This window comes from Pseudovibrio exalbescens DSM 16456 (assembly GCF_000422785.1).
In the GTDB taxonomy this organism is placed as follows: Bacteria; Pseudomonadota; Alphaproteobacteria; order Rhizobiales; family Stappiaceae; genus Pseudovibrio; species Pseudovibrio exalbescens.
In genome coordinates, this window is record NZ_AUGS01000014.1 from 83,122 (window position 1) to 106,350 (window position 23,229).

12 protein-coding genes and 2 pseudogenes are annotated in these 23,229 nt (G+C 55.1%); 2 read left to right on the forward strand and 12 right to left on the reverse strand.

Features of this window, described 5'->3' with window-relative positions; genetic code table 11:
• Positions 1–597 precede the first annotated feature (597 nt).
• From hutU to hutI, 4 genes are read right to left on the reverse strand one after another with little or no spacing between them, the layout of a single operon-like run.
• The gene (hutU, locus tag G512_RS0110795) at positions 598–2,271 is read right to left on the reverse strand and encodes a urocanate hydratase (RefSeq protein ID WP_028481728.1); all 1,674 of its coding nucleotides are present in this window, start codon (positions 2,269–2,271) and stop codon (positions 598–600) included.
• On the reverse strand, positions 2,268–3,056 hold the full coding sequence (gene hutG, locus G512_RS0110800) for an N-formylglutamate deformylase (RefSeq protein WP_028481729.1): 789 nt from the start codon (positions 3,054–3,056) through the stop codon (positions 2,268–2,270). The genes hutU and hutG overlap by 4 nt, the downstream gene beginning before the upstream one ends.
• A complete protein-coding gene (hutH, locus tag G512_RS0110805) occupies positions 3,053–4,570 on the reverse strand; it encodes a histidine ammonia-lyase (protein ID WP_028481730.1) in 1,518 nt (505 codons plus the stop codon). Before hutH ends, hutG begins: the two co-directional genes overlap by 4 nt.
• Positions 4,567–5,763 carry an imidazolonepropionase gene (gene hutI / locus G512_RS0110810; RefSeq protein WP_028481731.1) on the reverse strand — a complete coding sequence of 399 codons (1,197 nt, stop codon included), beginning with the start codon at positions 5,761–5,763 and terminating at the stop codon, positions 4,567–4,569. Before hutI ends, hutH begins: the two co-directional genes overlap by 4 nt.
• Before the next feature lie 74 nt (positions 5,764–5,837).
• Here hutI and G512_RS0110815 point away from each other — a divergent pair, with 74 nt between their 5' ends.
• Together G512_RS0110815 and G512_RS23135 are read left to right on the forward strand one after the other, a co-directional pair.
• Positions 5,838–7,199 (forward strand): formimidoylglutamate deiminase, encoded by a 1,362-nt coding sequence (locus G512_RS0110815; RefSeq protein ID WP_028481732.1) that lies wholly within the window; start codon positions 5,838–5,840, stop codon positions 7,197–7,199.
• Positions 7,199–7,798 (forward strand): annotated as a pseudogene (locus G512_RS23135) (GntR family transcriptional regulator); the annotation flags it as partial. The gene G512_RS0110815 and the pseudogene G512_RS23135, both read left to right, overlap by 1 nt.
• On the opposite strand, the pseudogene G512_RS23140 reads toward G512_RS23135, so the two are convergent.
• From G512_RS23140 to G512_RS0110860, 8 genes and pseudogenes are all read right to left on the reverse strand, one after another.
• Positions 7,775–8,755: pseudogene (locus G512_RS23140) on the reverse strand (IS30 family transposase); the annotation flags it as partial. The pseudogenes G512_RS23135 and G512_RS23140 overlap by 24 nt on opposite strands.
• A gap of 152 nt (positions 8,756–8,907) precedes the next feature.
• Positions 8,908–10,851, reverse strand: a complete 1,944-nt coding sequence (locus tag G512_RS0110830) for a hypothetical protein (protein ID WP_028481735.1) — start codon at positions 10,849–10,851, stop codon at positions 8,908–8,910.
• 17 nt (positions 10,852–10,868) lie between these two features.
• On the reverse strand, positions 10,869–12,035 hold the full coding sequence (locus G512_RS0110835; protein WP_028481736.1) for an NAD(P)/FAD-dependent oxidoreductase: 1,167 nt from the start codon (positions 12,033–12,035) through the stop codon (positions 10,869–10,871).
• Positions 12,035–13,933, reverse strand: coding sequence for a tetratricopeptide repeat protein (locus G512_RS0110840; RefSeq protein ID WP_028481737.1), 1,899 nt, complete (start codon positions 13,931–13,933; stop codon positions 12,035–12,037). The genes G512_RS0110835 and G512_RS0110840 overlap by 1 nt, the downstream gene beginning before the upstream one ends.
• Positions 13,934–13,950: 17 nt before the next feature.
• Positions 13,951–16,431, reverse strand: a complete 2,481-nt coding sequence (locus G512_RS0110845; protein ID WP_028481738.1) for a lantibiotic dehydratase — start codon at positions 16,429–16,431, stop codon at positions 13,951–13,953.
• Positions 16,428–18,983 carry a lantibiotic dehydratase gene (locus G512_RS0110850; protein ID WP_028481739.1) on the reverse strand — a complete coding sequence of 852 codons (2,556 nt, stop codon included), beginning with the start codon at positions 18,981–18,983 and terminating at the stop codon, positions 16,428–16,430. The genes G512_RS0110845 and G512_RS0110850 overlap by 4 nt, the downstream gene beginning before the upstream one ends.
• Positions 18,980–21,445, reverse strand: coding sequence for a lantibiotic dehydratase (locus G512_RS0110855; RefSeq protein WP_143181417.1), 2,466 nt, complete (start codon positions 21,443–21,445; stop codon positions 18,980–18,982). The genes G512_RS0110850 and G512_RS0110855 overlap by 4 nt, the downstream gene beginning before the upstream one ends.
• A 4-nt stretch (positions 21,446–21,449) precedes the next feature.
• The gene (locus G512_RS0110860) at positions 21,450–23,228 is read right to left on the reverse strand and encodes a tetratricopeptide repeat protein (RefSeq protein ID WP_028481741.1); all 1,779 of its coding nucleotides are present in this window, start codon (positions 23,226–23,228) and stop codon (positions 21,450–21,452) included.
• Position 23,229 lies beyond the last annotated feature (1 nt).

Consider the following 23,229-nt stretch of genomic DNA (forward strand, 5'->3'; position numbering starts at 1 on the left):
AAAATCGCGTATTAGATGCCGGCATGAAATCGAAAATTTAGGTTTCAAACTGCCGCACGGCACGCCGTTGCTGAGCGGCTTTGTAGTGGGACGCCGTGTTCGGACGCGGGAGTGATGCATGAGTGCAGTTTGGGCGGTCTGATAGGCAACCTGTTCAAACTTTGTCAAAGTTTGTCAAAGTTTTGCAATGCCTGTCAAAATTTCGCAAACCTTGTCAGTGGTCAGCCTTGTACTGGAGTGTTTTCGGGAGTGATTGGTCAGAGTTTGGCAAAACAATGCAGTTTATGCCAGATTTATGCAAAATCTTTCAAATTCTTTCAGAGTAGTGCAGATCTTTTCAGACTTTGTCAGTTGGGGGACTGGCAGGATAGGCAAAGTGATATCACTTTGCGAACACGCCTGCGTTCGGCAAGCGAGCGATTTGTTTATTCGCACTGTGGCGCTCAACACAAGGTTGGAGAAGATGGAACGTCATGGTCTCCTGGAGCGAAGGTCCGAGCAAGCTCATGAGAGCCCATTGATGGGCACGAGCTTGCCGCGGTTTGACAATACCCGCATGGGTGCAGGTTTGAGTTTTTTGATTTCCTCTCAGTGGGACTAATTGCCGAGTATTGCCGGCAATCGAAGGCCGTGTTCTCTTGCACATTCAATTGCCGTGTCATAACCGGCATCGGCATGACGCCACACACCTGAGGCTGGATCGTTCCATAACACCCGCTCCAGTCGTTTCGCCGCTTCAGGCGTACCATCCGCGACGATTACTACGCCGGCATGCTGAGAAAAACCCATGCCAACTCCGCCGCCATGATGGAGCGAGACCCAGGTTGCTCCGCTTGCCGTGTTGACGAGGGCATTGAGCAAGGGCCAGTCGCTAACGGCATCAGAGCCATCCTTCATCGCTTCGGTTTCGCGATTGGGGCTGGCAACTGATCCACTGTCGAGATGGTCACGACCAATGACAACCGGTGCTTTCAATTCGCCGCTGGCAACCATTTCGTTGAATTTCAAGCCAGCCCGATGACGATCTCCCAACCCGATCCAGCAAATTCGTGCGGGCAATCCTTGAAATGAAATTCGCTCTCGTGCCATGTCGAGCCAAGAGTGAAGATGCGTGTTATCAGGGAACAACTCCTTCATCGCCTGATCGGTCTTGTAGATGTCCTCCGGGTCACCGGACAAGGCACACCATCGGAATGGGCCAATACCCTTACAAAAAAGCGGGCGAATGTAGGCGGGTACAAAGCCGGGAAAAGCGAAAGCATTCTCCAGACCTTCTTCCAATGCTACCTGGCGGATGTTGTTGCCATAATCCAGTGTTGGTACGCCATCATTCCAAAAATCGACCATGGCGTTGACGTGGACTTTCATTGAGGCTCGGGCGGCACTCTCGACCGCTTTGGGCTCTGTTTCACGTTTTGAACGCCATTCTGCTAGCGTCCAACCTTGAGGAAGGTAACCGTTGATTGGATCATGTGCGGAGGTTTGGTCGGTAACAATGCTTGGTCGTATGCCTCGACGGTGGATCTCTGGAAAGATGTCGGCAGCATTTCCCAAGAGCCCGACCGACTTTGCTTCGCCTGCTTTTGTCCAGCACTCGATCATCTCGAGTGCTTCATCAAGGCTTTCGGCTTTTTCGTCCAGATATCGGGTTCGCAATCGGAAATCGATGCTGTCCGGATTGCATTCCACGGCAAGGCAGCAAGCTCCGGCCATAACAGCTGCCAAAGGCTGTGCTCCTCCCATGCCGCCCAGTCCGGCTGTCAAGATCCATTTGCCTTTCAGATCACCATCATAGTGCTGACGTCCCGCCTCGGCAAAGGTCTCGTATGTGCCTTGTACAATGCCTTGTGAGCCGATGTAGATCCAAGACCCTGCGGTCATCTGGCCGTACATCATCAACCCCTTGCGATCGAGGTCGTTGAAGTGATCCCAATTGGCCCAGTGTGGCACGATGTTCGAGTTGGCTATCAAAACGCGCGGTGCGTCGGTGTGGGTCTTGATGATAGCAACTGGCTTGCCTGACTGGACTACAAGGGTTTCATCTAACTCAAGATCCTTGAGACCTGCCACGATACGGTCGAAATCATTCCATGTCCGCGCAGCGCGCCCAATGCCGCCATACACAACCAATTCGTGCGGGTTTTCAGCCACTTCGGGATGGAGATTGTTCATCAACATCCGCATTGCAGCCTCAGCCTGCCAGTTCTTAGCGGAAATTTTACTACCAGTGGGCGGATAGATGTCGCGCAGATTGTGTCGCGGGTTGGTCATGCTGGCCTCCAGTTCCTCAATGTGGCGAGAATAATTTTGAGATGGGCTCGTAGCTGATCCGCCTTGGCCGGATCATAGGTCCATGGTGCACGCTCCAGCATGTAGGAGGACTGAGCGAGTTCCATTTGGATTGCGTGTAAACCTTCTGCCGGTCTTCCGTAGTGGCGGGTGGTCCAGCCGCCTTTGAAGCGGCCATTGAGGATGCAGGTGTAGCTCTCTGCCCGATCACATGCCTCAGTTACATGTTGTTCAATTCGGTTGTCGCATGTGGTGCCGTCATTGGTCCCCACATTGAAGTCGGGCAGCGTACCTTCAAACAGAAATGGCACTCTTGATCGTATGGAATGACAATCGTAGAGAATGGCAAAGCCATGCAGAGTTTTGACCCGGTCCAGCTCTGTCTGTAGAGCTTCGTGATAAGGTGCATGATAGACCAGCCTTCGGCCTTCTATTTCCGTCTCTGAAGGCTCGCAGCCTTCTTGATAAATTGAGAAGCCATCAAAGTCCGTCAGAGGACATAATGCTGTGGTGTTTTGGCCCGGATAGAGACTGGTACCAGTAGGATCGCGGTTCACATCAATGACATAGCGGTGGATCCGTGTACGAACAGTTGTTACGTCGGGCACAAGGTCGGCATAAAGATCATGAACATGCCAGTCGGTATCGGCCAAAGCGCGGCCCCGTTCATTCAGGTTCGCAGCGATTTCTTCTGGCAGATCAGTTCCTGTATGAGGAAGCCCCAGCACGAGTGGGCTTTCGCCTTGATGGACATCAAGAAAGCTCATATGTGCAACTCCATGCCAGCCGCATCCACGAGTTTTTCGTCACGCACCAGAGCCGCAGCCGCTTCTATGTCCGGAGCAAGGAAGCGGTCCTCAGTGAGGGCCGGCACATCGGTTCGCAATCTGGCTACCACGGCTTGTAGTGGCGTGGATGTTTTGAGCGGCGCGCGAGCCTCAATGCCCTGGGCTCCGCAAAGTGCCTCAATGCCTAGTATGACCGCGAGATTGTCATTCATCCGCTTGAGCCGGTAGGCACCATGGGCTGCCATGCTGACGTGATCTTCCTGATTGGCCGAAGTTGGGGTGGAGTCCGTGGAGCATGGATTGGCGAGGTGCTTGTTCTCGCTCATTAGCGCGGCTGTTGTTACTTCGGCGATCATGAAACCCGAATTCAGGCCCGGTTCCGGCGTCAGGAATGGTGGTAGGTCGTGGCTAAGCGCAGGATCCACCATCAAGGCGACGCGGCGCTGCGCGATGGCCCCTATTTCTGCTAGGGCCAGCGCGATCTGGTCTGCGGCAAAGGCCACGGGTTCGGCGTGAAAGTTTCCGCCTGAGAAAATGCCATCCTCTGTCACCAGCGGGTTGTCGGTTACTGCATTGGCTTCGATTTCCAGAGTACGTCCCGCAAAACGCAAAAGGTCAAGAGATGCGCCGGCGACCTGTGGCTGACAACGGATGCAGTACGGATCTTGTACTCTGTTGTCGTTCTCCAAATGGCTTTCCCGTATTTCGCTGCCTTCCATGAGGCGGGCCATGGCTGAAGCCACATCTACCTGACCGGGTTGGCCACGAAGGCGGTGGATTTCAGGATGCAACGGTTGGGTTGACCCCATGATTGCGTCAGCTGAAAGGCATGAAGTTACAACCGACGTTCGCACCATCCGCCAAGCTTCGAACAGAGCACTGAGACTACAGGCAGTAGAGAACTGTGTGCCGTTGATAAGCGCAAGGCCTTCTTTGGGACCCAGCACCACAGGTGATAACCCGGCTTGTTTCAGCGCGGTCCCACCTTGTTGCCGCTCTCCGTTGAAAAAGGCTTCGCCTTCACCGATCATGACCGCCGCAAGATGGGCGAGGGGAGCCAAATCTCCCGACGCGCCGACGGAGCCTTGAGATGGGATCACCGGAATGACACGCTTGTTCAGCATGGCCTCAATCAAGGCGCAGATTTCCCATCGTACGCCGGAAGCTCCACGGCCCAAGGAGAGAAGCTTGAGCGCCATCATCAGACGCGTGGCTTCCGCATCAAGCGGTGTTCCTACACCGCAACAGTGGCTCAAGATAAGGTTGCGCTGCAGCGCCTTGGTGTCTTTAGGTGCAATCCGAACCGAGGCGAGCTTCCCAAATCCCGTATTCACGCCGTAAACTGGCAGGTCTCCTTGTGCGGCCTTGCGAACCCGGTCAGCAGCAACGTCCACTTCGCCTCGTGCTGAAGGATCCAGCCTTGCGCACTCTCCCTGCCAAATTTGTTCAAGCGTGGCGAGTGTACACACGCCCGGTTCCAGCACCAAGGTCATAGACGGCCTCCAAAGATGCGTTTGTGAAGTGGATTGATACCAATGCCATAGGATAGCTCGGAGGGGTGGGTCACATTCCATACGGCCAAATCAGCACGTTTCCCCGGAGCGATGGTGCCGCAATCATCAAGGCCAAGGGCTTGCGCCGCATTACGAGTAGTTCCGATCAACGCCTCTGTCGGCGTCAAGCCGAACAGTGTGCAGGCCATGTTCATTGCCAACAAGGGCGATCCCAAAGGTGATGTGCCAGGATTCCAATCGGTCGCGATGGCCATCGGCACACCATGCTTTCGCAATGCCGAAATTGGGGGCTGTTGCGTTTCCTTCAACGTGTAATAAGCGCCCGGTAGCAGTACAGCGACGCTACCAGCGCCGGCAAGAGCTTGCACATCAGACTCGTTCGCATATTCTAGGTGGTCCGCTGAAAGTGCGTTGTACCGAGCCGCAAGTTCCGTTCCCCCCAGATGTGAGAGCTGCTCTGAATGGATCTTTACTGGCACGCCAAGAGCCTGAGCCTTTTCGAACACACGAGCAATTTGCGCGGTGGAAAATGCGACCCCCTCACAGAACCCATCAACAGCATCTATCAGGCCCTCCGCATGGGCGGCCTCAAGTGTAGGTAGGCAAATATCATCGATGTAAGAATCTGCATCGGCGCCTTTGGGCGGCGCATGAGCCCCAAGAAACGTGGTGGTAACGCGTATTGGCCGGTTGTTGCCAATTGCCCTGGCCACCCGAAGCATTTTCAGCTCGGTATCCATATCAAGCCCGTATCCCGACTTGACCTCAACAGTCCCAACCCCCTCTGCAATCAGAGCGTCCACACGGACCAACGCAGCGGAGAGCAAGTTCTCCTCTGATGTGGCTCTGGTTGCAGCTACGGTTGACATTATACCGCCACCGGAACGGGCGATCTCTTCATAGCTCGCACCCTCCAGACGCATCTCAAACTCGCTGGCGCGGTTTCCGCCGTGGACAATGTGCGTATGGCAATCAATGAGCGCGGGCGTGACCAATCTGCCGCCCATATCTACAGGCTGCGCTTTGGACACATAACTCGGGATATCGGTCCTTTTGCCGGCCCATGCGATGGTATCGTTTTCAAGCACAATCGCCGCGTCATCCGTCAAGCCATAGCTCGCCTTCGAGATCATCGCAGCCCTGACATTCGTGATCAGTCTGACGTCGGTCATCGTGCGTCCTTCTTGCTAATGAGCATTCATATTCGTAATATGTAGCGACATAATATGTCAACAGAAGTGATCTCATGGAAATCCTGCACGCCAAGCAAGCACTTACTGCAAATGGCTGGGCCAATGACGTAACGGTCGAAATTGCTGAGGGACGAATCGCATCCGTCGAACCGGGCAGCCATTCAAGGGGTCGAGAGGTTGATTTGCTTTTGCCTGCCCCAACGAACCTTCACAGCCACGCCTTTCAACGCGCCATGTCGGGTCTTACCGAGACACGTGGTCCAGATCCGCGCGATACCTTTTGGACTTGGCGCCGGTTAATGTATCGGTTCCTCGACCAATTATCGCCTGAAGATGTGGAGGCGATCGCATCCCTTGTTTTTATGGAGATGCTCGAGGCAGGGTATGCTGCCGTTGCCGAGTTCCACTATCTACATCACGACGTTGGTGGGAAAGTCTACAATGACCCCGCCGAAATGGCGGGACGAATTGTGACCGCAACGCAGGCAACCGGCATCGGCCTGACACTTCTACCAGTGCTTTACAGTCATGGTGGATGTGATCGGCGAAGCCTTGAAGGTGGGCAAAAACGCTTTGGCAACAATCTTGAGGGGTTTGAGAGGCTCCATGAAGCAAGCGCCACCCATCTGCGGAAAGCGAATGCAGACGCGGTGTTGGGGGTGGCGCCGCATTCGCTGCGTGCTGTTGATCCTGAGACCTTAAAAAAGGTGGGTCGACTGGGCGATGGGCCAGTACATATCCATGCGGCCGAGCAAATGGCCGAGGTGGACGAAGTGAAAATGCATCTCGGAGGGCGTCCTGTTGAGTGGTTGCTGAACAATCTTGATATCGATAGAAGTTGGTGCCTCATTCATTGTACGCAAATGTCTGATGCGGAGACGACTGCGCTGGCCAAGACGGGGGCTGTGGCTGGGCTCTGTCCAATTACCGAGGCCAACCTTGGAGACGGTATCTTCAACTGCACTCAGTTCTTGGCTGCAGGAGGACGCTTTGGTGTGGGTTCAGACTCGAATGTTCACATCGCCCTGTTTGAAGAGCTGTGCATGTTGGATTACTCACAGCGGCTGAGAGATAACACTCGTGCCGCAACGGCAGAGCAGGGGCGATCTGCTGGTCGCGTTCTGTTTGAAGGTGCCGCAAGGGGCGCGGCGCAAGCAGCGGGACGTAATTCAGGTCAAATTGCCCCGGGGGCGTGGGCCGATTTGATCGCGCTCGACAGAGAAAACGAATGGATTTACAACCGCCGCGGTGATCTTGCTCTGGATGCTCTCATCTTCGGTGGGCGCGGACGTGAATGCATCCGCGATGTCTGGAGCGCCGGACGCCACGTCGTTCAAGATGGCTGCCATAAAGACCGAGAAAACATCGTAAGGCGCTTTCGGGCGGTCATGGATGGCCTGAGGCAAGGGATTTGATGCAACAAGGACGCCAAAGCTGGAAGACAGTTCGGGATCGCATTCATGAATGGATCCTCTCGGGTCGTTATGGGCCGGGAGACAAACTGCCCAAAGATGCCGAACTGGCCTTGGATCTGGATTGCGCGCGCTCCACCATCCAACGTGCCATGCAGGATTTGTCAGACAGCGGAATTGTTGAGCGCCGACGCAAAGGCGGCACCCATGTGCGCAAAAACCCACTGGTTCGCGCAACTCTTGATATACCACTGACGCGGTTAGAGATCGAGCAGCGCGGCGGGCAGTATGGGTATCAACTGATCGAAAAGGCCAAACGCCCTCCAACCCGCGCCGTTCAAGCGGCCTTTGGCATGACTGAACCGAGCGAGTTTCTGCAGATCGTTTGCTTGCATCTCTCGGATGGGCGTCCCTATACCCTTGAAGATCGTTGGGTTTCCATCGATACGGTGCCGAATATACTTGCGGTTGATTTGACACGAGAAAATGCGAATGAGTGGCTGCTGAAGAATGCTCCATATACTCGGATTGAGCTTAAGTTTTATGCGGTAAATGCCGATGAAGAGACAGCCGATCTTTTGGCTGTGACGCCGGGGTGCGCACTTCTGGCGATGGAACGCACAACCTGGGTCGATGACGCAGCCATCACAACCGTTACCGCCATAACAGCACCAGGCTACCAATTGCTGAGCCGTAGTTGATGTTGCGAGTTTGACTTGCGCGGGTTGCACTTCGTTTGTGAATCCACCGTAGGGCGCTTGGGGATCGCAGAACCACGCACTAGCGCCGATCCCGGCTTTGAGATGCTTCCAGGCTGAGAACTCGGTGCCTCGATCAAAAGTGATCGACTGACGTGCATCGGCGGGCAGGAGAGCCAGACCCTGGATCAGCGCCTCCATGATCGGTTTGGACTGGCGATCCTCATTGCGCAGGACGACGGCAAAGCGGCTGACGCGCTCGACCAGGGACGTCACGTTGACCTTTCCATGTTCCTTGCGGAACATCATCAGATCGCACTCCCAGTGGCCAAACTCATCGCGTTCAGAGATGCGTTCAGGCCTGTGTGACAGGCTTTGAACGTCGAAGATGTGGGTCCGGGGATGCCTGCGAAAGTCACGCGGCCTGCGGCGGCGGCGATGCTCGGGGAGGTGACGATAGAACTGCTCGTCACGACCGTCCTTGGAATAGGCGAACCGATAGATCGTCTCGTGGCTCACGCGGATTGGGTGGCGTTCCAGGTGCATCCGGCCCGCGATCTGTTCAGGGGACCAACCTGCCTTCAGACGGTCTTCAATGGCGGCCTTGAGATCTGGATGCACGATCATCTTGCGATGGAGCGCGCGGCGCTTCTCGTATTTGTCCTGAGCCACAAGCGCATGATAGCCGTTCAGTTCGGGCAGGTCGGCGTCCGTGTATCGGTTCCGTTTGATGTCTCGGTAGATCGTGGACGGATCGCGGCCCAATCTGTCCGCGATCTCTGATATCGGCATTTTGGCTTCAAGCCACTTTGCAAGCTTCCGTCGATCGTCCAGCTTCAGGTGACAGTAGTGGGCGCCCATTCTTCACACTCCATGCAACTCTCTGTATTCGTACAGCATTTGCACTTCGTTTGTGAATCCACCCCGCCTACAGGTTTATGAATGATAATACGCGTTATGGAATATAAAAATACTCAGAAACGAAGTGCTATGAGCATTGATGTTTTGTTTTGCTAGGCTGAGATATAAGCAGTTTGCGGCTCGGGCACGAGGAGCCCGTGCTCCATGAGTTTCTTCAGTGCCAGTTCAATCTTTTCCCGAGCAGCAGGCGGGAATGATCCCGTCAAGTCTTTAAAGGAACTTGGTTCTTCCGCTTTGCTTAGTAATCCGCCCAAAACGTCACTCAGGTTTACGATGCGGCCATTGCCCGCATTGTACGCGAGCCATGCTTTCTTCGCTGCCACATTGGTTGGTTGCGGAGGTGGTGTGTTTGGCCGAGGTCGGAAGTCGCCATAAAGATCATCCAGTGCGCGGTAGTCAAATTGTGTTTGGACCAGCCGGACGCCGGGCGCTTTTGTGACTTTCAGATTGTCCCCGACCTCTTCCGTTAGGCCTGATTTCGTCTGTTCTGGTATCTCAACAGCGTTGGGCTTTCCTTCATCGGCATGAAGTGGCGATGGCGGCAAGTCGTTGTCACGGAGCTTGAGGCGAGGCGCCAACTCAGCTGCGGTTTGGAAAAAATTCTCACTGTTGAGCCCGGTTTCACTCCGAAAGTGAAGAGTTCTTGGAAGATCTGCATTTCCGGGATCCATCAGCTCGACGATGCCAAAATCTTCAGGCGTTTGGTGTGCAGGAGAGCCAATTGGCACCCTGTATAACTTTAGACGCAAGATTTGGTCTATCTCATCCCTATTCTTTTCAAGGAACGAGATAAACCTCTCGAAGCTCGAAGCCGTATCCCGTGGGAAGCCATAGACCAACGTTAGCGATACATATAGACCAGCCTGCTTGGCAGCACGCCAAGAGGCCAGTAACCCTTCCTGTGCTGACGACTCATCGGCCCAACCCACAAACCCTTTGACCTCAAACATCAATGAGCTCAAGCCCGCATGCGCCAAACGCTGCGCGACCTCCCGTGAAAGCGTCCGGCCGAAACCAAGGGTGGCCGACCATGCAGCTTCCTTACCGGCAAGAAGCCCCGCCAGATCCAACAGGGCATCGGGCGTGCTCGGTGCCACGAACAGCAGTCGCACTGATGTTTCATCCAGAGCGCCACTTGCCAACATGGAATGAAACGCATGGTTCGACTCCGGAGAGGCCGTTACCCGCAGGACAGGCACCGCTGGCCCCTGAAGTGTAAAGGACTCGATTGCACTGACCCAATGGTGGGGGGACACACCGATGTCGGCATCCGCCAGCTTTGCCATGACGCTAGGTTTGTCTGGCAGGATTTCAACGGGAACGTCTGGCAGTGCGCCGCATTTCTTTGCTTTATTCAAGCTCGGCGAAACCGGCCCGCAGAAAACAAGGTTCGGCAGGTCTTCGCCATGCGTGCTGAACTCAGACAGCGCTTTTAGCAAGCTCATAGTGGGTAGGAGTTGTTGGTCCGCATCAAGCCAGACAAGCCAAGTCTCGGAGGCCTTCACCCCGACCCTTCCAATAAGGTCTCGCCAAAAATCGTGATAGGGAAATGATTGATCCTTGCAAACGGCACGGAGATCCGAACTCACTTCTGTACTATGCACAGCGGTTAAGTCGTTGAGACGAAGCTGCCCGTAGTAAGGTGCAATGCCAACTTCGAGCCTTCGTTCTATGTCTTGGCGTAACACATCTTGCCTGCGCGGCGATGCATCCTGTTGAAGCAACTCACTCAACATATGCCCGGCATCTTCTTCGCTGAGGTCAGACTGTAAAAGCTTGCTGCGCAGCAGACGGTAATAGCCGTAGGCGTGATCGCCATTCAACAGCCCCTCATCCGGCGTTGAATCAGTCAGCTTTTTTTCCAGTAGTGCACAGCGGGCTGCAGCATGGGAACCTGAGAGAAAGCGTCGAAATGCCAATTGGTTGGCGTCAAGAAGGTGTCCACCCATAGCGCAAACACGCGCCGCCAGATCTATCAACTCAACATCAGGCGCGGTGGGATCCGTTTGCGGCGGGTAAATCAGGCGAAGTGACATGAACAATTTCTCCTAAACTATGCGGCAACCGAAAAACGGTCGGGTCTGAACGCCTCAAAGTCTTTGTGAGCTGGTTCGCCCAAGGCAAGACCACAGACAACATCTGCGGTGATGGCGCTCAGCAAGACACCATGGCTGCCATGGCCGGTAGCCATGGTCAGCCCATCCAGCCCGGCAAAACGTCCAATCAACGGATAGCCGTCGGGTGTCATGGGGCGAATACCCACAAATTGATCAAGCACAGGCGCTTGCAGGAGTATCGGCACGACCCGCGCGATCTCGGCAAGACTGGAGAGCCCTCCAAGGGTATGATTTGGAGTGCTCTTGCGTGCTTCATGAGTAGCCCCAATCACAACGCGCCCACCAGCCTTCGGCACGATATAGCCGCGGCCCGTAGTAATCACGGGGTCGAAACGGTGACGGGTAGGCAAACCAACGACGATCATTTGCCCACGAACCGGGCTTATGGGCACCTGTAGCCCCATGCCTTCCAGCAGGCTCCCGGTTTGGTAACCAGTCGCGACAATTGTTTCGGCAGCTTCTATCTCAACGCCCGTAGAGAGACGCCCACCAATAACGCGCGAAGTTGTGTGCACCAATGCTTCAACGCGGGTTTGGGTCAGGAGTGTCAGCCCCAAGTCCAGCGCGCACTGTGCCAAGGCAGACACCAGTGCGGGTGGGTATGTGTGATGCGCATGAGCGCCAACAATGCCACCTGCAATGCCCTCGGCAATGTAGGGGTGACGCGCCCGCAGTGCAGCTGCATCCAGTTGACGCTCATGGGGATCAGCAAGGCCGGGATCGGCGAGATATGCTGAGAGCAACTGAAGCTCTTTGGAGTCTTGTGCCACGCGCAAATGCGGGCTTTCGACCACACTATGTCGTGCGTGGTGCTGCTCGCCGCCGACCTCCGCCACCAGTTGGCGAAACCGCTGCAGACCGGCAATGGACAACCGTGAGTATGGTGTTCCTGCCTCCCCCTCAGCCACAGTCGTTAACAGACCTGCCCGGGCAGCGCTCGCCTCAAGTCCGAGGGCGTCTCGCGCCTCTACCAGCACCACCTTCTTCCCGGCCTGCAGTAAACGCAGGGCGATTACAACGCCAACCACGCCCCCGCCAATAATAAGGGCGTCAGTGGTGTTTGGTGATTGCGTAGGGGATGGATTTCGAAACCGCTCTTCCATTACGAAGCTGACTCCCAGTACAAGTTTGTGATGTCAAACGGACGGTTCAGCTTGGTGCCGGGGCGCGGCAAGAATTGGAACTCGACTGGCGCAAAAGCATTGGCACCAGACTGATCTTCGCCTTCATGCCCCATACTGCCAGAAGAGATGGACTTGTAGAGTGGTTGCTTCACCGCGTTGGCGCCGGCGGTTTTGGAGGTTACGCACCATCGGCAGTACCACAACGCGACCCAGTCAGCACTGATTGCATCATCCGCGCCCATCTCATCCTGAAGACGTACGCACGCTTCAAACCATCTTGCGGCTTCTTCAACCTGCCCCGCCCGATAGAGAACTCCGCCCAGATCGCGTGCAATCAACACCGCATAGAAGAGATCATGGGACTTGCGAGCTTCCGCATATGCTTTCATGAAATGGTCTGAGGCTTCATCAAACCGATCAACCTTTGTGAGCAGTCCGCCCATCCGATAGTGATAGTGCTTCGCAAAGCTTCCGGCGGCAGACTTCAGCATGGGTTCAAACACAGACCACCGCTCAATTGCTTTTGGTACCTGACGCGTGAACTCCTCCAAGTTCGTCATGTTAGACAACAGATTGATCTTGAGGTGTATTGAATCGGGCGTCCGTTTGCAGGCTTTGTTGTATTTGATGCCCATAAGGACCTGTTTGCGAGCATTCGCTACGTCGCGCAGCTCGACAAAAGACAGGGCCCGCAAGTTGTAGAGCCAGGCCAAGTCATTCAGCGCGGCATCATCGGTTCGATCCTTTAACATCGCTATGGCATGATCAAGGTGCTCGCGGCCTTGCAGTGGCTGACCTAGGCGTTTGATCTTTAACAGTGCAAGGAAGAAATGGCTCATCGCCTTTTCATCAGCCCTATCAGCCAAAGACATGGCATATTGCAACGCCTCTGCCGCGCTTTCGAAACGGCAGGCAAACGCTTCAGCGAAAGCCAGATGCAGCACGAGCTCATGCTGTTGCTTGGGAGAAAACTCGACAAGGCGCCCACCTATTTGCCCCAGAATGGCCCTTGCCTGGGGGAAGTTCAGTGTGAACACTGCCTCTTCAATCGCCGAGATTGCATGAGCGGCAAGCGTTTCGGGTTGATCATTCTCCTCAATGGACGTGTTGAGGGCCTCAACCAGTGCTTTCTCGCGTGTGCCAAGGTTGGCAATGCCGTCTATCTCAACAATCTCAAGAGCTGAAACTGGTGATCTCGCGTCTTGATCCAACACAACATGCTTGAGATTTTGCATGACGCCTTCAAGCATTGCAGCGCGTCGTTCTTTTTGGCCGAGCCAAGGGGTCAGCCCCTCTACAACGGGTTCTTTGAACTCCCCACCACGGGAAAAGAGGATGAGCGGGCCACCTTCTGGCATGATGTCCGCGACGCGGCGCATGACCCTCACAGACTGCTCGTCTATTCCGTCAACATGCACTGCATGCACGATGCCGATCTCGCATTCGTCTGAGCATAGCCATTTGCGCAGCAACCGCCCCAGCGCCACGGTCACGCGCAAAATTTGTTCGGACTCCTTGTGCAAGCGTCGCCGGGATGGCGCGATTGCAATCTCGGTCAGCTCAGGCGCTGCTTTGAAGAACTCCTTACTTCTCAGCTCAGGGAAGAGCCAAGTCAGTTCGGCCGCAATGCTTTGCAAGAACTCTTTGTTCTCGGGATCTGCTTCCGCCCAGGACAAAGCCCGGGCGACCAAGGGGGCAATGCTGCCGAATCCAAGTGTTGCGTCGCCAACCACAGGCCGAACGCGCAGCACCAAGGGCTTTGCGGTCGGAACCTGTTCAAGGAGCCTAGCCTCTGCTCGATCAGGCTCAAGGGCAACGGGCACAAAGTAAGCCTGAGGTGAGGTCAAGACTTGCGAGTTCTGGATTGATTGCAACATGCTTGGCTCCAATTTTGTCAAGAGGCTTCGTGCTCTGCAACAGCGGCATAGGTGCAGCGAATTTCGGCGGTATGGGGCTTGCCTGTTCCCACATCAAGCCAGAGTCCGTTGTCATCCGGCATCATCTCGGTGAGCACCGCGTGTCCTTCTGACGGCATTAGCGCCTCCAGATACTCCAGACTTAAAGGGCTGCGGAAATCGACCATGACCGGTTTGGGCTGACCGGGAATTTTCGCAAAGACTTGTTCTGGCAGCGCGGCTTTCAGCTGCGCGCGGCGCACACCTGTCATCAAAGCACTGGTATCGCCTCCACTGCCGCTATCCAGCCCCAACTCAGTGCGATCAAGGATCCAGCGCGCCCGCTGCAGAACGATCTCATCCACTTCAATGCGAGGCGTAAACGCGCCGAACGAAATGGTGAAAGGTACCACGCGTGGCAGCGCAAAGATTTGATGCAATAAAGAAGACAACTCCCCATTAAAGAGGGCGAGCGGGACCTCACTCGCGTCGTGCATCAATGCAAGGCCGTTATGCTGTACCCTCACCCAAACCTCGGAAAGGTCGATAGTTTCAACGCCATCTGTATCGGCTCCGGCAGATACAGGAATAGTCACTCCGGGATACCGAAATGGTGTGATTTTCAGCCGTGTAGATCCGGCAATGTTTGCGCAATTCGGGTCGCTTATTGGCGCCAGAAAAGCCCACATTTCCTCTTGCGGTTTGGGGTGGTGAGGATGCAGGCCGAGGGCCCATCCCCACACCATGGCTGTATCATGCACCTCCCCCAAAACCATGCGCGGAGCACCCGCTGGTGTTTTGGCGATCATTATGTCCGGTGAACAGATCAGAGGCGTTTGATCATGCTGCTGGTCAGCGAGCTGCTTAGCTGCCGCCACCAAACTGGATCCCGGCACTTTCAGCACTTCGATACCGTCTTCTTTGTATCGATCCCCAAGGCGCTCAAGGAGCTCCTCATTTGTGAGGTGTTGCGCAACAGCTGACTGAAAGGATGCGGCCTCACTCTCCCACTCTTTGAGCTTTTCGTGGCCCAGCACATCCCGCATGAATTTGGCAAAAGGAACCTGGGCCGTGCTTTCACCGTAGAGCGATTGATAAATCTGTTTGCCAAGCGTTTTCAAAAACGCTGAGCGCTGCTGGCCAGCCAAAGCCCAGATATCGAGTAAGGGAGCTAGGTTTGCCGTCATTTTTTCTGCAAACGCCGAGGCCATTTCGCCATGTTCAAGAGGCCCCACACCCTCTTCATAGAGCAGAAACCTATCTGCGTAGATGGAACCTTGATTTCGGCTCGACTCCTGCCCCGTGAACTTGGTGAACAGCTCGTTTGCTTCTTTCAAGAGAGCCTGTTTTTGTGGCGCATCGGCAAGGGGATAGAGTGCCTTTTTTCGGCAAAGCAAACCCAACAAGTCTCGCCAGATGCTGATCTGTTCATCGTCAATGTTAAGTGCGTCTAGCCAGTCTTTCAGCCATTGCAGAGCATCCGCTTCCTGCATTGGCACATGGATGCCGATCTCAACCAGACGTTTTTCCATAAAGGGCCGAAACACGTCCTCCAGAGCCTCTGGACAGAGGCCAGTTTCCTGTGCGAGGTCACGAAGTGAGCGGCCCTTGTTGAGACAACGCAGTATCTCACGTTGTTGCCTGGAGAGCTTTACGCTCCGGTTTGCTGCCGCTATCCAGAGCGTACCATCCTCTCGCACCTTGCATTCCGGCACCAACACAGGCTTCAACTCAGTGCGTACCCTTGGATGGGTGGCAATCGTTGTCGCCAATGCCTTGACGGCCCAAAAAGCCATAAAGGCCTTGCGTTTCACCCCTTCAGCGGAGAGTGAGTAGCGGATTGGCCAAGTCTCTGCCTCCTCGGGGCTGGCGTGATGAAGTACCTTGCCGTAGTTGATTGGCCCGAAAAAGCTGGTCGTCTCGTTTTTTGCGGTAAACCGTTGCAGGTACAATGCAAGTTGCCGCTCCTGTCGGCGGACAGCGCTGGTGCGTTCTGCCGCCGGTGCTGACAGGTTTTCAAGCCCGTTCTTGTACATGCTGGGACTTGAGAGGAACACAGCCTCCTGAAGCAGGGGATCGTCAAACGCGTTCGTCAAGTGCTGGCGTGCGGCCAGCAATTCCCGCCGCAATGTCTGCTCTACTTCCTGTTGAAGTGGGGGCAGCGCTGAGAGGGCTTCATTCCAAGCATCCATATCTGCATTGAGCGTAGGCTCGGCCGCTGCCAGCTCAAGTCGTTCTTGGGAGAAGGCGGCCTTGCCCGCAAGTGACTTGAACAAACTCTTTCGCTTGAGGCCGGGCAATTTGGGAAGCTCCATCCACCTTGAAGCCATCTCTTGTGCAAGCTGCTCCAGGCGCTGTTCTTCCTTCAGCAATCGATCGACCATCTGTGCGGTCTGGCAGCAGTTCAGACCTTGAAGAAGTTCGAGCGGAAACCCGGCGGAGCGGATCAGGAAATGCGGTGCAAGCTTCCATTTTCTCATGAGCTGGCTCCTCCCACCATCAGCATCCGCAGTTCGCTGGTGTAGAACCTGCCATCCGTGCCGCTGAACCAAAGGCGGTCACCATCTGGCAGCATTTCGCTCAGGCGCAATGCACCGTCACCACGGGCCGCACCGAGCACAGCCTCCACAGACAATGGGTTCTCAAGGTCCATCAGAATTGGTTTGGGTTCGCTTTCAATTTTGACAAAACTGAACTGCGAAATGAAACGCTCTGACGCCAACTGGCGCATGGCACGAAAGCGCTCCATCAAAGCCTTGTGTGCCTTGACCTGCGCCAAATCATGGGCGGCGATCGTCCATTCGGCCCGCTTGAAGATAAAAGCGTGACGTCCCAGTCGTGGCGAGAAATCCCTCTCAGAAGGCAGTGGCTCAGGCAGACGCAAAATTGGGTAGGAAAACAGCTCGAACGGCCTGTATGCCATTGGATCGAAACCGAATGCTGGCGACAGGAAACTGACCTCTCGCTGGCTTTGGGGATCGAGCAATACCAGACGTTCTCGCTCCCGTTTTACGTGAAGATCTGCCAACCCCAAGGACTTGGCGGATGTTCGATTGGGCGCGGTTCCAGTCAACTCAACATTCAATGCGGGGTAGACTTGCGGCGAAGTCTTCATGTGCCGCGCCAATACAAGATTGGCCGCCAGCCTTTCATCTAGCCCCGTTCGCTCTTGAACAATGGCGTCAAGCTGGCCACGCAGTTCATCATGGGATTGATGAAGAGCTAACATCCAACCATCCATGGTGATGCCATGGTGTACTTCACCCAGAACCCATTGAAGTTGTCGCTCGCCACCTGCGTGACTTTCGGCAATAAGAAGGTCCGGTGACATGAACCACACAGGATCAAGCTCAAGATCGCTTGCTAGCTGTTGCTGCAGATCTTGCGGCCACTCTTCTGTGGCACTTACCCGTTCCAGAATTTCAAACCAGTTTGCCCTGAAACCGTCATGTGCCCTCACGAGGGCGCGTGTCTCGTCACTGATCAGCGCGGCCTCTGCCTCCCCGGCATCAACACGCATCATCCTCTTGACAAACTGATCAAAACGCACCTGTTCACGGCCCGGAAACCAGCGGTCATATTGTGCCATGGACCGTGCCATGTGGATCTTGTGCAACCAGTGTGTGTTGACCCTGCAGGCCAGCGCCAGTGCTTCCAGGTCTTCGGTGATGGGATCCAAGGCGCTTCGCGCAAGGTGCAAGTTTGCGCCGCCAAATCCCTCTTCATAGAATAGTTGGCGGGTGCGGAACATGCGCCCTTCATTGCGCCGTGCTGCGCCCCCTAGCTTGTGAGAAAAAAGCTGCTCTGCGCGCTCCATCAGATCCCGTTTTTGCCCTTCGTCCGCCTCAGCAAAGGCCAAACGGGCATCGTTGATCTGGTACGCGAAAGCCAGCCAATCCGCCCTCACTCTGGTTTCAGCCGTAGTCGCAGGCTCTAAAGCCAAGAGCGCTTCGATAAGCGCGCTCAGCTGGTCGACCCTTGCCGAGGGAACGGTCAATCTTCGCGCGGCGAAGCCTTGCTCAACAAGCGGCGCAAGGCGCTGTTCGACAAATGCCTCGTTCGTGCCGAGTACTTGCGCCAGTTTTCGCTGCGACAAGCCTTCGTGGATCCAATCGGTTTCCCGGTGGCGTCGCCTTGGGCCCTGTAACACAACAGGCAGGATTGCCTTCAGATCCGGCTCCTTCGAGATCTTGTCAAGAATCTCTGCGACCAACCATTCTGCGGCATAGGCGACCCGGCATTTGGCCTGATAGCTCAAGTCGAGTGCAGGCGCGTCGTCTGCATTTTGGTCGATACGGCCGTAGTTGATTGGGCCAAAGAAGCTGTTGGTCTCATTCTTTGAAGCAAAGCGCTGCAGATACATCCAAAGCGTGTTCTCACGCTGACGCACTTTGGTGTTTCTTTCCTTGCCTTCTGGGCATTCCAGCCGAGTAAACAAGTCAGCCAGAGTTGCATTCGAGAGAAAGACGGCTTGCTTGAAATCTGATTGAACAGCCTGATCCCATAGCGCACGACGGCTTTCGGCAAACGCACTCTCGAAAGCTGAAGTCGTGCTGCGTTGGAGCGGCCGCAGGGCATTTTGCAGTGCCCCATAGTTTTTGGCCCAGTCGCGCAATCCTGCATCCGTGCCGTACTCTGCGGCCAATGCTTCGATGAGCCCCTCAACTCCTTGCAGCGGTTCGCCACGTTGTGCCTGCTTGTTCAGACGATTGAGGTCTTTGCGCAAGGGACGAGCCCTATCGGCTGATCCGGACTTCAGAACATCCAACAACTCGGGTAACAAGCGGACCTTGAGGTCCTGCTGCGCCTCAGTAAGCTCCATTTCATGGCGATCCAGAAGATCAATTTGCTCTATCGTATCTTCATCAAGCGAAATACGGTTCAAGAGATCGAACGGAAAACCTGCTGAACGCAGAACGAAATGCCGCCAAATCTCACAGTGCGGGCTGAGATGCACAAGCTCAGGCGCAGAGGTGGTATGTCGATGGGCCGTCTCTCCATCGGCTGATGAGGTGTCAAGGATCACACTCATGAGGCAAGCCCCGTCTCAACACGAGGGCGGACGCATGTGCCGCGGATCTCTACGCTGTAGCTCCCCTCGGCGTCTGAAAGCCACAGCTCCTTGTCGTTGGGGAGCATTTCAACAAATGTAAGGCGTTCATCTTCCCCAAGCGCCTGAATTACGCTGGCGCATGCGTTCACATTATCAAGATCAAGGAACAAGGGCTTTTTCTCGGATGGCACGCGAACAAAACTTAGATTAGGGATGCCATTCCGTCGGCAAACGCGCCGCAATGCGAGCATGATCTGCAACTCGTTGGGCTCGTGCAGATTGTCGAGCAACTCCTTGCGGGTTACCTCCCAGCGGGCTCGCTGAAAAACGACATCTCCAACCAGGATGCGCGGCGTATACCCTTCAAAACGAACGGGCGGTGCAGCAAGCGGTGGCACTGAGAACGCCCACAGGTGAAGTTTGTCATCGCCAGCGTGATAAAGGTTGAACTGTCGTCCATCTTTACGGCTGACCAAGTGCAATACTGGGTCCGTTGTTTCAGCTATGCGTACCACATCCAGGTCGCGGATCGCCACTCGATCCGTGCCCTCTCCTGCTAGTCCGGTCAGTTCAATGAAGGTACCGGGGAAACCATCGTTGATCAGGCCTTTATGCCGACGCGCGTTAAGAACCGTAGCAAGATTGCCATACCCATCCAGTTGACCAATGTGATCTTCGACCCTGCGGCGCACGCTTTTGGCATCATGATGAAACAGGAATTGCGACCCCCACATTGCGAGGAACTGGTGCACTTCACCCATAACGATCTGATAGCGGCCATCGCTCAGGTCCTGTTGCGTTGGGGCGCACAGCATGAGATCCGGAGAAGTGTGAACTGCCAACCCCGTATCCAGATGCGCAAACTGGGTAAAGTCTTCAGCCCTCAGCCGCGAAACGCCGTCCTGCTGCCGCTCTTTTACCAGCGCGCTCAGTTGGGCCAAGAAACCCCGCACATCGGCACCGGCATCGGGCAAGGCACCACTGTTCTCCAGTGCATCAATGCCTGAAATGAACTCCAGATACGGAATGCGAGTGCGCCCTTCCGCAATCTGATCGAACGCCAGCCGCGCGCGCTCCAAATTTGACCGGTGTCCTACATGTCCGTAGATCGTGAGCAGCTTGAGCACGGGCTGCAAGCGTTCCATCATCTGTTCTGTGAACGACGTGTTGAATGAGAACTCATCGAGCGTACCGCTGCATTCTTCATACATCAATGTGCGGTCGGCATAGGTTTCTCCACCCTTTCGCCGTGCCTCCACACCGGTCACTTTTGTAAAAAATTGTTCAATCTCTCGCGTGATGTGCGCGCGGGTGTCCACATCAGCGCCAGCGAGGCGTTCCAACTCAACGTTCAAATGGCTGAGCACAGGGAGCCATGTTTCCCGTGCACCGCTCTCCAATGGCATTTCGCGCAGCATTTGTTCGAGCGTTGCCATTGGATTGAACACAGTTGAGGGCAGCGATATCTCAGCCAGCACAAATCGACCGAGTATCTTGTCCAAGAGCCGTTCATCGCCAATGGCCTTGCGCAGCTCCTCTAAGCTGGAACAAGTCTCGACTTGCTGAAAAGCCTCAAGCACCCTGGCTGGCAACTTTAACGGTGTTCCGGCGAACGAGGCGCTTGGAGCATCTCCCTCGGTCTGTAGAACCAGCAAGGGGTGAAGCCGCACAGGCAAGCCTGCCGATACCTTTGGATCGGCTGCAATGGTTTTAGCCAGCGCCTCCACCATCCAGAACGAATAGTAAACGCGGCGTTCACTCAGTTTTTTGCCGTTTTTCCGTATACGGACAGGCTCTTTATGGTCCGCGTTGAAGACGCCATAGTTCATCGGGCCAAAAAAGCTTGCCGTTTCGTTTTTCGCGCAAAAGCGATGGAGATAAAGAGCAAGGCGTCGCTCTTGTGCCTTTCGGCGTTCCCGCCCTTCAACAAGCCGCTTGAACGATTTCTCGTAGAGGTCCGGGTTGGATATGTAGATTGCTTCTGCCAACCAAGGATCTTCTGCATAGAGCTGACGAATTGTTTGTGTGGTCAGTGGCCTTTCACTTTCGAACGCATCCTGCGCTATCCTTTGAGCATCACGAATTTGTTCCGTCAGCTGTGCAAACGCCGATAGTTGTTCAGCAAATTCTTCATCTGACTGGCTATCGCCCCACGCAGCCAATGCCATCCGATCAAATGTACCTCGTCCCACCTTTGTTCTGGCGCGCGAGAGCCGTTTTAACTCTGCCTTGTCGTTTTTCACCCGATCAACAGCGGAGACAAAACCCGTGGCCAGCAATTTGGCTTTCAGTTGCTCCCTCTCAAGTTCAAGCGCAACAAGAACGTCCAGCTCATTAGCTGTCTTGTTCATGCGAAGAGCTGTCAGGCGGTCGAAAGCGAAACCTGCGTGACGCACCACCATGTCGGGTATGATCTGCCAATGGGAATCTTGTGATTTCATGACGTTAAGCAGCAATATGATAAAGGTAGAAAGGGCGCCCCAGCTTGGTTTCCGGGGCACGGTGGAGCCATTCCTCGCAGTCGGAGATCGCGACCTCAGAGGGATCGTCACGCGATCTTTCCGCCATTTTGAGCGCTAAGGAGCGTGCGGCGGCCGATTTGTTCGCTGCTGCATGGTCGGCGCATCGTTTGGCTTCTGTCTCAGCCCGCTCAAACCAGATTGCAGCAGCTTCGAACCGCCGCCTCTGGAACTCCGCCTTGCCGAGGGTTTGAGCAATGACAACTGAGTGGAAGGTGTCATGAATACTCTGCGCCTCGTGCCAGGATGCCAGGTACTGGTCCATTGCCATGTCGATTTGCCCAAGTCCGAACAACAGGCCAGCTTTCCGAAAGTGGTAGATCTTGGCAAACAACGCACGAGCTGGTCCCGTGTTAAAGGCTTCAAATCGTTCCCACACCGCCAGAGATTTACGGAGGTTGCCATCTGCCTCAAACAGGATGCTCATGTTGGAAATGAGGTTGATTTTGAGGTGAAGTGCATCACTGCCCTGTAGAGGCTTGATGGTTGCAATGGCTTCCCTGCAAATGGCGGCCGCTTCTTCGATCCGCTTGGTACGGAACATTACCAGCGCACGAACATTCAACAACCATCCAGTTTCGAGCAACGCCGCCGCCTCACCATGACCCTTTAAGGCCGCAAGACCTTCATCGATCAGGGCAATCGTCCTGTCATATTCAGAGAGGCGTTTTGCCGAGAGCAACGAAGTGTACACACAAAAGCGGGCTTTCATGACCGGGTCTTTGGCCTGGCCCATGGCCCGGTGATAGATCTCTTGAGCAAATTGAAAGTTGCCAATGTAGGCATGCGCCAGACCCAAGAGCCGCGCCCTTGTCTCTGCCTCGAGCTCAAAGTCGGGATGTTCCAAGACAGAAAGCGCCAGATCATACTGACCAACTTGGATGGCCTCGAACAAACTGTCTTCGCTGAACCTATCAACATCAAGAAGGAGTGGGGCAAGCGGGCTGGGCCGGCTTTCTTCGGGCTCCATGGTGCCAAGTGGCGTTGGCTCATGGTGGCACAGGAATGACTTGAGGAACTTGCGTCGTTCGTCGGTTGACGCTGGCTCAGTTGTCAAGACCTCTTGTGTCCCCCAACGCGTCAGTTCGTTCAATGAGGAGGGACCGCCATAAACCACTATTATCTTCTGACTGGCGAACTGGAGCAACTGATTGAGTGACAGCAGGCTCACCCTGTCGATTTGCGCCACATCAGGGACAAAGATCCAAAGTCTCTGGCCCACAAAGGCAGCTGTCTTCTCCAAGCCTTCCACGACCAGTCGCGCAAGGCCGTTGGTTATGCGAAACGTGTATTCACTCTCACGGGAAAGGCGGCGTTCGGAAGCTGGAAGCGCTAGCGCGTCCATTGTGATGAACGTCAGGTCCTCCGGCGTCACATGCAAGTTCACAGCGGTAAGCTCTGCAGCTTTGCCCGATACAAGCCCTTCGCATTCCTTAGACAAGCTGGGCAGGAACCTGGCTACCAGTCCAGCAAGTCCTTGAAAGGGTGCAGTGTGATTTGGTGCAAAGCTCCAAACATCGACCAGTTCACCTTCGCGCTTCAACTGCTCAATTGCTTCATCAAATGCCTCTGGTCCGCCACGTGCGTGCGGGTTGATGAACAGTTGTCGGTGCCCCGCTGCAACCGCAGAACTGAGAGTTTCAAACCACTTTCCACCTATGGTTGTGGTGGCGGGCAAATCTGTTTCCTGGAGTTCTGCGCTCACG